This is a genomic window from Novosphingobium sp. PASSN1 (assembly GCF_002278815.1).
Genome location: NZ_NKIS01000001.1, coordinates 148,790 through 160,798, shown reverse-complemented (window position 1 = coordinate 160,798; position 12,009 = coordinate 148,790). Strand labels below are relative to the sequence as shown.

The following is a 12,009-nucleotide window of genomic DNA, read 5'->3' as shown; positions in this document are numbered from 1 at the left end:
CGCCTTAAGGCAGCTTTTCCGCCCGCGCCAGTCGCTCGGCTTCATATGCGGCAAAACGCTGTTCAAGATTGGCCTGGAGCCGCGCCTTTTCATTGCCCGCCAGATACTTGGCGCACGAAGGTGTGGCAAAATCAGCACAGACCGCCACGGGCACCAGCTTGATCGGATCAGCCCACAGTGCACCGCCGGGCACGAAGGAATACGTCAGCCCCGCCCGCGCGATGGCCTTGAGCGCGCCGTAGCCCAGCCCTTGCTCGCGCACCGCGCGGACATACTCGTTCGTCATGTCGGAACGCAGCACGCCCTGATCGTCGGTCGCAAGCACCACCGGTACGCCGTGCGCGCGGTAGAGCGCCATGGGATGATCCGCGCCCTTCACGCCAAGAATCACGGCATTGCTGGTGAGGTTGATCTCCACCGCAATCCCATCACGCGCCATGCGTGCCATCGTGTCTTCGGCCGCGTCTTCATAGGCGATGCCCGTGCCGTGCCCGATCCGCCTGGCGCCTGCCGCAATTGCCTGCGCGATATGGTCCTTCATGTCCTGCGGCGGCACTTGCCCCAGCGCCACCTCGCCCGCATGGAGCGACAGCTTGACGCGCGGATACCGGGCCGCGAGCTGGCGGATCATCGTCATGTGCAGCGCATAATCGCGCCGCGCGGCCCATGCGTCTTCGGGCATCACGATATTCACGCCGACAAAGCGCGGATCGGCATCCGCCATCATGAAACCGAGGATTAGCGAACGATAGACCTGACGCGGCGGCAGCGCCCGCAGCGCCTGAAACAGATAGCGCACCGCCACCTTGCACGCAGGCTCTGCCGCAGGCGTGCCGCACCCCATCGCGCCCGCCGCAGCCGCTTCGTCCGCATCCAGTTCGGCGCGCGCCTTGGGGATCAGCGCGGCAAAGGCCTTCGCCTCGCTCGCGTAAACCGCTGCCAGATCGCCTTGCGCCAGCGGCGCATCGCCTGCCGCGCGCACCACTGAAACCAGCGCGTTCGTGTTGTGATCGAGTTCGAGGTACGACAGCGTGTCCCCCGCCGCGATCCGCCGCGCGGCCATAAGCATCTTCGCCGTCTCGCCGCCCATCTTCCCGAAGCGTTCGAACGAGCGGAAGAACTGCGTGTGGCCCGAGGCCTCGTTCGCGCCCACCCCGCGCTGCAGCCCGCGCGTCGACATTCCGTCGATCAACCGGTCCATGCCGAACTCGTTGGTTTCGGCAAACCGCTCGATCCCGCGCTCTGCCGGGCATGGCGGCGGCTCGACACTCAGCCCGCTGGCATCGACGCACCAGCCCTTCGCCGCCGCCCAGCTGAGATAATCCTCGGCATAGATCGCCCCGCCAAGGTGATTGTGCAGATCGCCGCCCTTGGGCATGGCGCGCAGCAGCACGCGCAAGGCAGGCGGGCTCTCGCGCGCGTCATCGATCAGTTTCGCCACCGCCGCCTCACGCGCCGGATCGTTGAGCACAGGATCAGCCAGCGAGGCACCGGGCATCGCCGCCAGCAGCACCGCCCCGCCCAGCGCGCCCATTGCCGCCTGCCATCTGCCCTCTGCCATGCGCCGCCACCCCAAGCTGATTGTTGCAGTGCAGCGAGAGTATGACCTCCCCGCCCATCGCGCAACCGCCATCAAGCGCCGTCAGCCGCCGCACCCGCACAATAGCGGTTGAAAACGCGCCCCTTCGGCGATTGCGGTCCGCGCGCCGAACCGGTACCCGCATGATCTTTGCTGCCCGACAAACGGACTTCCCCATGAACGAGACCGCCGCGCCCGCGCTGAACTACATCCCTTACGAGGATTTCCTGCACAGCGTGCGCAAGCTCTCGAAGCTGCTGGCGGCGGACGCATGGAAGGCGGATTTCATCATCGGCATCGGACGCGGCGGCCTCGTCCCGGCTGTCTACATCAGCCACGAACTGCAAGTGCCGATGCTCTCGATCGATCACTCCGCCAAAGTTCCGGGCTTTGCCGACGAACTGCTCGGCAAAGTGGCCGACAAATCCGCCAATGGCACGAAGCTGCTGTTCGTCGACGATATCAACGACAGCGGCGGCACCATCGTCTACATCCGGGGCCTGCTCGCGGAAAACGGCTGCAACCCCGATAACTTGCGCTTCGCGGTGCTCAAGGACAATTGCCGCTCGAAGGCCCGCATCGACTACACCGCCGAAGTGATCGACCGCGCCGAGGACAAGCGCTGGTTCGTCTTCCCGTGGGAAGCGGTGATGACCGCCGAGACCCTGACCGAAGAAGCGCAGGCCGTGCCAGAACGGCTGGGTTAAAGCGGCTGGGCTAACCGGCTAGCCGAAACCCGCTCATCACAGCCCAGGTCAGTGCGCCAACGACCCCAATTCCCGCCAGTGCCCAGACCGGCGACCATGTCACGTCCGGCGTCGTCTCACCCTTGGCCCGGTCGCGCCGCCCGGTGATCATCGGGCCGATCAGGTTCTGTGCGTTGAGGATCTGGTAGTAGCTGATCGCCAGCACGTGGAGGCCGATCACCGCCAGCGCCGCCTTGAACACGCTCTCGTGCCATTCCGAAGCCATGCGCCCCTGATCGAAGCTGACCCAGTCAGCCAGCGGCCCGGATTCGATCCCGTCGACATCGACCGCAAACAGCCCCGCCAGCGTGATCGCGAGGATAACCGATAGCAGCGCCACCACGCTCCATCCGCCCAGCGGATTGTGCCCGTCCGATGGCGTCTCGCCGTCATGGGTTTTGAGGTATGCCGCAATCGCGCCCGGCCCCTTGAGGAACTGCGCAAAGCGTGCCGTGCGCCCGCCCGCAAAGCCCCAGAACACGCGGAACACCACCAGCGCGAAGATCGCATAGCCCGCCTGCCGGTGCCGCTCCATGTCGTGGTTCTCGCCGCTCCACCAGGCGATGCCGAACAGCGTGATCAGGCTCCAGTGGAACACCCGCACGAACGGGTCCCACACTTTCACGGTCTCGTCGTGCATGCTCATGGCAGCCTCATTCCTCCGCGCGGAACTGGCGGTGGCAGGCCGCGCACGTGCCGCCGACAACCTTGAACTGCGCCAGCACTGCTGCCGTATTGCCCGATCCGGCAAGGCCTGCCAGCTTGTCCGCCTCGGTCACCAGCTTGGCGGCAGCGGCATCAAACACAGGCTTTTGCATCCAGATCGCGAGGAGCGCGTCGGTCTTCACGCCGGAGCTTGGCCCGGTGCCCGCCGGAAACAGACCGCCCTGCAGCCGCGCCGTGCCCGCCAGCGTGCGTGCGGCGGCGAGCAGTTTGGCCTTGTCTGCCCCGCCGCCGAGTTCATCCTTCAGCGCTTTCATCGCGCCGCCCATCTTCTTGAAATTGGCCTGCCGCGCCGCAATCGTCTCTGCGGGCGAAGCAGCGCTGGCCATCGCGCCCCCGGCCACCAGTGCGGCGGCGGCAAGCGCGGTCAGAAGCATCGGTTTCATTCGGTTCATCGGCAGTCGTCCTTCTGCTGAAACGCTCAATGCTGGATCGTCTGAACAGCCGTTGGCTTGTCCGGAAACACATCATGAAATGCGGCCTGCACCGTGGCAAGACCGCTGGCTGCGGTCTGCAGCGCGGTCTTGCCCCGCGCATCGGGCACATCCGCCCGCGCGCCCTTGCCCGCCAGCAGCCGCAGCATCCCCGGCAGGTCCGGGAAGTACGGCCCGCCCGCCAGCATGTGCAGCGCGGTCGTCCTGGTCTTGTCCGCCGCGTTGGCGTCCCCCGCCAGATCGAGCGCCAGCGCCAGCGCCGCCGCATTCTGCCCCTGCGCCGCCGCGAGCACGAGATTGACCCCGGCGCCATCGACAAAGTGCTCGTCGGCCCCTGCGCGCACCAGCTGCCACATCGCATCTGCCTGTCCGGCTTTGGCCGCCATCATCAGCGCGGTCGTCGGCTGCACCGGCGGCGGCGGCATGCCGAAGTTCGCCTCGGTCACCCAGGTGATCTTCGAAGGCCCCGAAAGCGCATCGGGATCGGCCCCGCGCTCCAGCAGCCCGGCGATCAGCGCGGCCTGCCCGGCCGCCGCAGCGACATGCAGCGGGCGCAGGCCCTGCCGGTCGAGCTCGCTCACATCCGCGCCCAGCCGCACCAGCTGCTCCGCTGCGTCCCAGTTCTTCTGGTAGAGCGCCAGCTGCAGCGCGCTCGTGTTTTCCGGCCCGCGATGCTTCACATCCGCCCCCGCCGCGATCAGCGCGGAGGCCACATCGGCCTTGCCGCTGCTGAGCGCGAAGAACAGCGGCGTAAATCCGCCCGGCGTGACCCGGTTCACATCGGCCCCCGCGCCGAGCAAGACGGAAACCGCCGCCAGCCGCCCCGCCGAAGCCGCCCACATCAGCGCCGTCTGACCGCGCACATCGGCGCTTTCCACCGCTGCGCGCCGCGCCAGCAGGGCGCTCACCGCCCCGGCATCGGAAAACCGCGCGCACATCGCCAGCGGCGTCACCCCGTCCGTGCTCGCTTGATCGACCGGCGCGCCTGCCTCCAGCAGTGCTGCAACGATGGCGCCGTTGCCTCGCTCGCAGGCCAGCAGCAGCGGGGTCCCCCCCAGCGTATCGGCCCGGTCGGTCTTTGCCCCGGCCTTCAGCAGCACATCGACCAGCGCCGGATCCTGCGTCTCCACCGCGCGCGCCAGCGGCGTCTCGCCAAAGCCCAGCGGCGCGTTGGCCGCGATAGAGGCATTGCGCCCATGCCCCAACGCCGCCGCCAGCGCCGCCGCATCATCGTCCGCAATCGCTTGCGCAACCGCCTCGGCCCGTTGCGCCAAGGCCGAAACCGGCATTAGCGCGAGGATCGACACCAAGATCAGCGCCAGAATCAGCGTGGGCAGCTTACGCATGAGCGAGCCCCGCCAGTGGCCCGGTGCTATCGCCAAACCGCGTGACCGGCACATCCAGCAGGCCCAAGCCTGCCAGCAAAACGTTCGACATCGTTGTCCCTTTTTCCACCGCCAGATGCCGCCCGCCAGCCACCAGCCCGCCCGCCACGATCACCGGCAGGTCCATGAAATCATGCTCGTTGGAATCGCCAAAAGCGCTGCCCCTAATCACCAGCGTCGTATCGAGCAGCGACCCCGCCCCGTCGCGCGATTCCTTCAGCCGCTTCAGCGCATAGGCGAAGAATTCCATGTGATAGCGGTTGATCTGCGCCAGCTTGGCCATCTTCTCGGCATTCCGGCCATGATGGCTCAACATATGGTGCGAATCCGGCACGCCGATCTCGGGGTAAGTGCGGTTTGAAAGCTCTCGTCCCAGCATGAACGTCGCTACGCGCGTCAGGTCTGCCTGCAAGGCCAGCACCTGCAAGTCGATCATCAGCCGCGCATGTTCGGCAAAGTCTGCCGGGATGCCCGCAGGCTGCGCAAATCCGCCCGCCTCCGCCTGCGGACCGCTCGCTGCGCGCTGGATGCGCGCCTCGATGGCCCGCGTCGCGTCGAGATACTCGTCCAGCTTGCGCCGGTCCTCAGCGCCCAGCGTCTGCGAAAGCCGCGCCGCATCCTCGCGCACATAATCGAGGATCGAAGTCCGCCGCCGCGCCTGCGCCAGCCGGCTGGCGGGATCGAGCGCCTCGCCATCGCCGAACAGGCGCTCGAACACGTCGCGCGGATTGGCAGTCACCGGCAGCGGCACTGTCGGCGTCAGCCACGAAATGCCGTTGGTATAAGCACAGGAATAGTTGATGTCGCAGCTGCCCAGGAGGCTCGCCTGATCGATCCCCAGTTCGAGCGAGGGGATCGCCGTGGCCGCACCCAGATGCGCCGCAAAGACCTGATCCATCGAGACGCCGCAGCGGATGTCCGGCCCTTCGGTCTGGCGCGCATGGGCGCCGGTGAGGAACGCCGGACAAGACCGGCCATGCCCCGCCGGGCGATCTCCGAAGGCCGCCGCCTGCGGATGGCCCAGCCCGCTCACCACCACCATGTCGGCGCGGTAAGGCTCCAGCGGCGCGAGCGTGGGCGGCAGCACATAGTCCGCGCCGGTCGTGGCAGGACGATAGGCATCCATCGTCATGCCGTTGGGGGTGTAGAACACCGAAAGCCGCTTGGGGTGTTGCGCAGCGTCCGCCGCTCGCGCCGCCGGGATCATCGCTTCCAGCAACGGCAAAGCCATCGCCGTGCCCAGCCCGCGCAGCACGGTGCGGCGGCCGAGGGGCGCGCGTTTCACGATCATCGGCCCGTTCCCCGTCCATTAGCGGCGCTCGCGGTCGTGATCGGCACCGGTATGCGCCGCAAGGTGAAGCCGGGGCTCATCACGATGCCGCGGATGATCGTCTGCACCCGCCAGTCATCTTTCGCCGCTTCGCGCGCGATGGCGCGCACTGCTGGCATGTCCTGCGGACCAAGGCCCCGGCCAAGCGCATAGGTCATCAGCCGCTCGGTAAAGGCGCGCGCAAAATCCTTGCGCCGGTCCAGCAGAATCTGCTGCAACCCACTGAAACCCTTGAACGCAGTTCCGTCCGCCAGCACGGCACCGGCATCGATCACCTGCCCTGCATCCTCGTTGCGCCAAGCCCCCACGGCATCGAAGTTTTCGAGCGCAAAGCCCAGCGGGTCCATCCGCTGGTGGCACGATGCGCAGGCCGGATTGGCGCGGTGCAGTTCGAGCTGCTCGCGCGCGGTCAGCCGCTTCCCGTCATGCTCGGCCTTCAGCGCGGGCACATCGGCGGGCGGCGGCGGCGGGGGCGAGGCGAGTAGGTTGTCGAGAATCCACTTGCCGCGCTTCACCACCGATGTGCGGTTGCCATAGCTCGTGACCGTCAGGATGCTGGCCTGCCCCAGCAGCCCGCCGCGCGGCAGGTCCGGCGAGAGCACGACCTTGCGGAAGGCAGGCCCGCGCACCCCCGCGATGCCATAATGGCGCGCCAGCCGCTCGTTGAGGAACGTGTAATCGGCGCGGATGAAATCGGTGACAGGCCGATTGGCAGACAGCACATGGGCAAAGAACATCCGCGTCTCGGCCGCCATCGCCGCCCGCAGCGGCACATCGAACTGCGGAAACGCGGTGATATCGGGCCGCTGCTGATCCAGATTGCGCAAATAGAGCCACTGCCCGGCAAAGTTCTCGGTCAGCGCCCCGGCGCGCTTGTCCGCCAGCATCCGCGCGATTTCCCCGCCCAGCACGGCGCTCTGGTGAAGCTTGCCCTGCCCCGCCAGCAGCAACAGCCGGTCATCCGGGATCGAGCTCCACAGGAACAGCGCAAGCCGCGTGGCAAGGTCGTAATCCGAAACCTGCGCCGCGCTGCCAGCCGGAGCCGCGGACGGCGGCGCTTCAACCGCAAACAGGAAGCGCGGCGAAACCAGCAGCGCCTCGATCGCCGCTTCCACCCCGCTCTCGAACCCGGCCGCTGCGCGCTCGCCTTCGAAGATCTTGAGCAGCGGCGCGAGTTGCGCCGCGCTCACCGGCCCGCGCCATGCCCGCTGCGCCAGAGCGCCAATGATCCGCCGCGCGCAGGGAGCTTCCTCTGCCGCCCGCTTAGGCTGGCAGACAAACACCGCGCGGCGGCTGGCGAGATCGCCATTGCCGCCCGGCTCGAACGGCCCCGCCACATCCAGCTGGAGCACATCGCGCGGGAAATTGGCCTGCGAATAGCGCGGATGCACGCGGAACGAGGGCACCGTCAGCGTGCCAGCGCGCGCGCCGTCCACCCACACGTCCAGCGGCAGGTCCATTGGCTTGTCCAGCGGCAGCGGCACATAATCGGGCGTGTTGCGCACCACTTGCACCCGCTCGTCGGGCCAGGTCTGCCGCCTGAACGAAACCGCGATGGCGTGCGCCCCCGCCTTCATCGGCACGCGCAGCACGAAGCGGTCCTCGGCCAGCCGGTCGCTCTCGTTGTTGGTGTTCGCGTTGAGCCAGACGGCAATGTCGTAGGCCCCGTCCCACCGCGCGGTATAGCGCACCGCAGTCCCCCCGCGCGATCCCAGCGGCAGGTCCGCCCCGGCGCGCTCCCCGGCGCGCTCATTGTATGCAGGGATGCCGGAGTTCATCACCGAGCCATCCTTGGCCACCTGCCATGTCGTCACGAAATCGCGCTTGGGCACCAGCCCCGTGGCAAGGCGCGCGGCCTTGCCTGCCACGGCGACATAGCGCTCCAGCAGCGTGGGCGAGACGCTGAGCACATCGGCGATATTGTCGAAGCCGAAGCCCGAATTGTCGGGCGGCAGCATGGCCGCGAAATCGCCTTCCACACCCAGCAGATCGCGCACCGCATTGGCATATTCGCGCGCATTCAGCCGCCGCACCGGCGCTGCGCCGGGATCGGGATTTGCCATGACATAGCGCGCGCGGCCCTCATCCACCCAGCTCACGAAATCCGCGCGCAAGGCCGCATCAGGCTGCTTTTTGGAATGCGGCGGCATTTCGCCCGCCGCCACGCGCCGCAGGATCTTCTCCCAGCTTTCGGCATTGCGCCCAGCCGCGATGTCGCTGGCCTTGAGGTCGGCCACCGAAAGCCCCGCGACATGATCGAAATCGTTGTGGCAGCGCGAACAATAGTCATCGAGCATAGGCTCGATCAGCGCCGCGCGCCGTTCTTCGAGCAAAGGCGCAGCCGGCGGTATGGCGACGGGATCGACAGCAGCAAAGAGGCACGAGCCTGACACCAGCACGCTCAGCGCCAGCAAGCCCCGCCCCAGAGAAATCCGCCGCAAAGCCTCGCCCAAATGCCTGCCCCCAATTGTCCGATTCTGCATGATTGCACGAGCATGAAGGCAAGGCCACGCCCTTTCTACTGCACTGCAACACGCCAAATCATTTTCCTACATCACGCCTTGCCGCTATCTGGCTTGGCGTCCCGATTCCGGCCCGACCTCAGAAATCCGGCCCCGGAAAACCTGCCCTGAGAAAGGACGCGCCTCATGCCCTCACGGCCAACACCCAGCCGTTTCACCGCGCTCGCCCGGCCCTCGTTCCTCTATGTGATGTATGCGATGATCCTCTGGGCGATCCCGCTCGGGCTGCTTGGCGCGGTGCGCCCCGCCGCCGCCCGCGCGATGACCGAGGCGATGACCGCCTACTTCGCCGGCCTGCCCGAACCGCTCTACGCACTCTTCGCCGCCGCCTATCTCGGCTACACCGCAGCACGCCAGTGGGGCAAGGCACGCGGCACCGATCGCTGATGGTCCATTACGTTGGCCCTCACCTTGGCCATGACCTTTGGTTAGTTTCGGGTAAGGTTTACCTGTTATGACCATCCTCGATATGGACGCACACCGCCTCTCCCCTGCCCACCGCGCCGCCGCGCGCCGCATGGCCCTTGCCAGCGCCGCCAGCGCCATCGCCCTGCTGCTTTCGGGCTGCGACGCCGACCGCATGAGCGCGCTCGAAGAACGGGTCAAGACCGTCGAAGCCAAGGCCGAATCCGCCGAAAAGCGCGCCAAGGCCGCCGAATCGCTGGCGGTCTCCAACCAGCCGCAAGCCGTCTCGCAGCCCGATCCCGTGCCGCAGAACGACGACCCGTCCGGCGGCGACTTCCCCGAATCCTCGGGCGATGATGCTGGTGATCCCGGCGCGCCGCCCCCGATGGCCGACAACGGGAAAGGCTGATCGGCAGGCTTGCGTGCGCAGGCCGACCCACTATCAGGGCTCCACGCCAAAGTTCACCCCGCGCGGAGCCTATCGATGTCCGAAACCGTCTTCGTCCTCAACGGCCCAAATCTCAATCTGCTCGGCACGCGTGAGCCGGAGATCTACGGCTCGGCCACGCTCGACGATATCGCCGGGATGCTCGAAGACCGCGCCCGCGAACTCGGGCTGGAAATCGATCTTCGCCAGTCCAACCACGAAGGCCACCTCGTCGATTGGCTGCACGAAGCGCAGGCCATGGGCGCAAAGGCGGTGCTGCTCAATGCCGGGGCCTTCACCCACACCAGCGTCGCGCTGCACGATGCGATCAAGGCGATCCGCACGCCGGTGATCGAGGTTCACCTCTCCAACCCGCACACGCGCGAGGCGTTCCGCCACAAGTCCTATGTCGGCATGGCCGCCAAGGCGACGATCGCGGGCTTTGGTCCGATCAGCTATCTCCTGGCCCTTGAGGGCGCACACCGGCTCTGATCGCCGCGTGCGCGGCGTTTTCCACGCCCCGGATTCCGGTTTTTCTTGCCAGTGCGCAGCGCGGCGGGCATGGAAACCCTCTTTTGCAAAATCACCCGCGAGGACAACAAAATGGGGCATGACCGCGGCGACGAGGGCGCCAAGATGGCTATCGACAGCGCGCTGGTGCGCGAACTGGCCGAACTGCTTTCCGATACCGGATTGAGCGAGATCGAGGTTGAGGACGGCACGCGCAAGATCCGCGTCGCCCGCACCCTGACCGCCGCGCCCGTGGCCACTTATGCCCCCGCGCCGATGGCCGCCCCGGCGCCCGCCGCCGCGCCTGCCGCCGCCGCCGAAGCGCCCGCCGCGCCTGCGGTCGATGCCAATGCGCTGCGCTCGCCGATGGTTGGCACCGCCTATCTCTTCCCCGAACCGGGCGCCGCGCCGTTCATTACCGTCGGGCAGACGGTCAAGGCCGGTGACACGCTCCTCATCGTCGAGGCGATGAAGGTGATGAACCCGATCACCGCCCCCGCCGGCGGCAAGATCACCGCGATCCTGGTCGAAAACGCGCAGCCGGTCGAATTCGACCAGCCGCTCGTCGTCATCGCCTGAGGCCGCGCGCCCCATGGCCATTTCCCGCCTGCTGATCGCCAACCGCGGCGAAATCGCGCTGCGCATCCACCGCGCCGCGCATGAAATGGGGATCGAGACGGTCGCGGTGCACTCCACCGCCGATGCCGACGCGATGCACGTGCGCCTGGCAGACCACGCCGTCTGCATCGGCCCGCCCGCCGCCAAGGACAGCTATCTCAACATGGCCGCGATCATTTCGGCGGCCGAGATCACCCATGCCGACGCGATCCACCCCGGCTACGGCTTCCTTTCGGAAAACGCCAAGTTCGCCGACATTGTGGAGGCGCACGGGATCACGTGGATCGGGCCCAAGCCCGAGCACATCCGCACGATGGGTGACAAGATCGAGGCGAAGCGCACCGCTGGCGCGCTCGGTCTGCCGCTCGTCCCCGGCTCCGATGGCGCGGTGTCCGATATCGCAGAGGCCAAGGCGATTGCCGAAGCCGCCGGTTATCCGGTGATCATCAAGGCCGCATCGGGCGGCGGCGGGCGCGGCATGAAGGTCTGCACCGGGCCGGACCAGCTCGAAACGCTGATCCAGCAGGCTGGCAGCGAAGCCAAGGCCGCGTTCGGCGATGCCACGGTCTATATCGAGAAGTATCTCGGCAATCCGCGCCACATCGAATTTCAGGTATTCGGCGATGGCAACGGCAACGCCATCCATCTGGGTGAGCGCGATTGCTCGCTCCAGCGCCGCCACCAGAAGGTGCTCGAAGAGGCGCCCTCCCCGGTCATTTCCGCCGCCGAGCGCGACCGCATGGGCGGCATCGTGGCGAAAGCAATGGCCGACATGGGCTATCGCGGCGCGGGCACGATCGAGTTCCTGTGGGAAAACGGCGAGTTCTACTTCATCGAGATGAACACCCGCCTGCAGGTGGAACATCCCGTCACCGAAGCGATCACCGGCGTCGACCTCGTGCGCGAGCAGATCCGCATCGCCGATGGCAAGCCGCTCTCGGTCAAGCAGGAAGAGATCGAGTTCAAGGGCCACGCGATCGAGTGCCGCATCAACGCGGAAGACCCGTTCAATTTCACGCCCTCGCCCGGCCTCGTGACGAACTATCACGCCGCAGGCGGCATGCACGTGCGCGTCGATAGCGGGCTTTATGCGGGCTACCGCATTCCGCCCTATTACGATTCGATGATCGCCAAGCTCATCGTCTATGGCCGCACCCGCGAAGGCTGCATCATGCGCCTGAAGCGCGCGCTGGAAGAAATGGTGATCGGCGGCGTGAAGACCTCGATCCCGCTCCACCAGAAGCTGCTGACCGACCCGCACTTCCTCGATGGCGATTATTCGATCAAATACCTTGAGGAATGGCTCTCCGAGCAAAGCTGACGATCAGGC

At 67.0% G+C, this 12,009-nt stretch carries 12 protein-coding genes; 6 read left to right on the top strand and 6 right to left on the bottom strand.

The window, feature by feature from the left end; genetic code table 11:
* Positions 1 to 4: 4 nt before the first annotated feature.
* A complete protein-coding gene (locus CFE35_RS00700; protein WP_292926912.1) occupies positions 5 to 1,561 on the bottom strand; it encodes an adenosine deaminase in 1,557 nt (518 codons plus the stop codon).
* Between the two features lie 194 nt (positions 1,562 to 1,755).
* Between CFE35_RS00700 and CFE35_RS00695 the strand changes: the two genes are divergently transcribed.
* Entirely contained in the window at positions 1,756 to 2,286 is a 531-nt protein-coding gene (locus tag CFE35_RS00695; RefSeq protein ID WP_292926910.1) for a phosphoribosyltransferase family protein, read from the top strand.
* Positions 2,287 to 2,296: 10 nt separating this feature from the next.
* Here the strand turns inward: CFE35_RS00695 and CFE35_RS00690 are convergent, their stop codons facing one another.
* The 5 genes from CFE35_RS00690 to CFE35_RS00670 are packed head-to-tail and all read right to left on the bottom strand — an operon-like array spanning position 2,297 to position 8,611.
* A complete protein-coding gene (locus tag CFE35_RS00690) occupies positions 2,297 to 2,971 on the bottom strand; it encodes a cytochrome b/b6 domain-containing protein (RefSeq protein WP_292926908.1) in 675 nt (224 codons plus the stop codon).
* Positions 2,972 to 2,978: 7 nt separating this feature from the next.
* Positions 2,979 to 3,443, bottom strand: coding sequence for a cytochrome c (locus CFE35_RS00685; protein ID WP_292926906.1), 465 nt, complete (start codon positions 3,441 to 3,443; stop codon positions 2,979 to 2,981).
* 26 nt (positions 3,444 to 3,469) lie between these two features.
* Positions 3,470 to 4,828: an ankyrin repeat domain-containing protein gene (locus CFE35_RS00680; RefSeq protein WP_292926904.1), complete on the bottom strand. Its 1,359-nt coding sequence runs from the start codon at positions 4,826 to 4,828 to the stop codon at positions 3,470 to 3,472.
* On the bottom strand, positions 4,821 to 6,158 hold the full coding sequence (locus CFE35_RS00675) for a DUF1552 domain-containing protein (protein ID WP_292926902.1): 1,338 nt from the start codon (positions 6,156 to 6,158) through the stop codon (positions 4,821 to 4,823). Before CFE35_RS00675 ends, CFE35_RS00680 begins: the two co-directional genes overlap by 8 nt.
* Positions 6,155 to 8,611 carry a DUF1592 domain-containing protein gene (locus CFE35_RS00670; protein WP_292926900.1) on the bottom strand — a complete coding sequence of 819 codons (2,457 nt, stop codon included), beginning with the start codon at positions 8,609 to 8,611 and terminating at the stop codon, positions 6,155 to 6,157. Before CFE35_RS00670 ends, CFE35_RS00675 begins: the two co-directional genes overlap by 4 nt.
* Before the next feature lie 234 nt (positions 8,612 to 8,845).
* On the opposite strand from CFE35_RS00670, the gene CFE35_RS00665 reads away from it, so the two are divergent.
* The 5 genes from CFE35_RS00665 (at position 8,846) to accC (ending at position 12,000) form a co-directional block, all read left to right on the top strand.
* Entirely contained in the window at positions 8,846 to 9,106 is a 261-nt protein-coding gene (locus tag CFE35_RS00665; RefSeq protein ID WP_366557082.1) for a 3TM-type holin, read from the top strand.
* A 67-nt stretch (positions 9,107 to 9,173) separates the two neighbouring features.
* On the top strand, positions 9,174 to 9,533 hold the full coding sequence (locus CFE35_RS00660) for a hypothetical protein (protein WP_292926898.1): 360 nt from the start codon (positions 9,174 to 9,176) through the stop codon (positions 9,531 to 9,533).
* Between the two features lie 75 nt (positions 9,534 to 9,608).
* Positions 9,609 to 10,043 (top strand): type II 3-dehydroquinate dehydratase, encoded by a 435-nt coding sequence (gene aroQ, locus CFE35_RS00655; protein WP_292926896.1) that lies wholly within the window; start codon positions 9,609 to 9,611, stop codon positions 10,041 to 10,043.
* 144 nt (positions 10,044 to 10,187) lie between these two features.
* Complete coding sequence (accB, locus tag CFE35_RS00650; RefSeq protein ID WP_292927746.1) at positions 10,188 to 10,640, top strand: acetyl-CoA carboxylase biotin carboxyl carrier protein; 453 nt, start codon at positions 10,188 to 10,190, stop codon at positions 10,638 to 10,640.
* A 13-nt stretch (positions 10,641 to 10,653) separates the two neighbouring features.
* On the top strand, positions 10,654 to 12,000 hold the full coding sequence (gene accC, locus CFE35_RS00645; protein ID WP_292926894.1) for an acetyl-CoA carboxylase biotin carboxylase subunit: 1,347 nt from the start codon (positions 10,654 to 10,656) through the stop codon (positions 11,998 to 12,000).
* The last annotated feature ends 9 nt before the right edge of the window (positions 12,001 to 12,009 follow it).

Bases quoted from the DNA above. Each gene is read 5' to 3' on its own strand.
- CFE35_RS00700 (WP_292926912.1), bottom strand. From the start codon at position 1,561: ATGGCAGAGGGCAGATGGCAGGCGGCAATGGGCGCGCTGGGCGGGGCG.
- CFE35_RS00695 (WP_292926910.1), top strand. From the start codon at position 1,756: ATGAACGAGACCGCCGCGCCCGCGCTGAACTACATCCCTTACGAGGAT.
- CFE35_RS00690 (WP_292926908.1), bottom strand. From the start codon at position 2,971: ATGAGCATGCACGACGAGACCGTGAAAGTGTGGGACCCGTTCGTGCGG.
- CFE35_RS00685 (WP_292926906.1), bottom strand. From the start codon at position 3,443: ATGAACCGAATGAAACCGATGCTTCTGACCGCGCTTGCCGCCGCCGCA.
- CFE35_RS00680 (WP_292926904.1), bottom strand. From the start codon at position 4,828: ATGCGTAAGCTGCCCACGCTGATTCTGGCGCTGATCTTGGTGTCGATC.
- CFE35_RS00675 (WP_292926902.1), bottom strand. From the start codon at position 6,158: ATGATCGTGAAACGCGCGCCCCTCGGCCGCCGCACCGTGCTGCGCGGG.
- CFE35_RS00665 (WP_366557082.1), top strand. From the start codon at position 8,846: ATGCCCTCACGGCCAACACCCAGCCGTTTCACCGCGCTCGCCCGGCCC.
- CFE35_RS00660 (WP_292926898.1), top strand. From the start codon at position 9,174: ATGACCATCCTCGATATGGACGCACACCGCCTCTCCCCTGCCCACCGC.
- aroQ (WP_292926896.1), top strand. From the start codon at position 9,609: ATGTCCGAAACCGTCTTCGTCCTCAACGGCCCAAATCTCAATCTGCTC.
- accB (WP_292927746.1), top strand. From the start codon at position 10,188: ATGGCTATCGACAGCGCGCTGGTGCGCGAACTGGCCGAACTGCTTTCC.
- accC (WP_292926894.1), top strand. From the start codon at position 10,654: ATGGCCATTTCCCGCCTGCTGATCGCCAACCGCGGCGAAATCGCGCTG.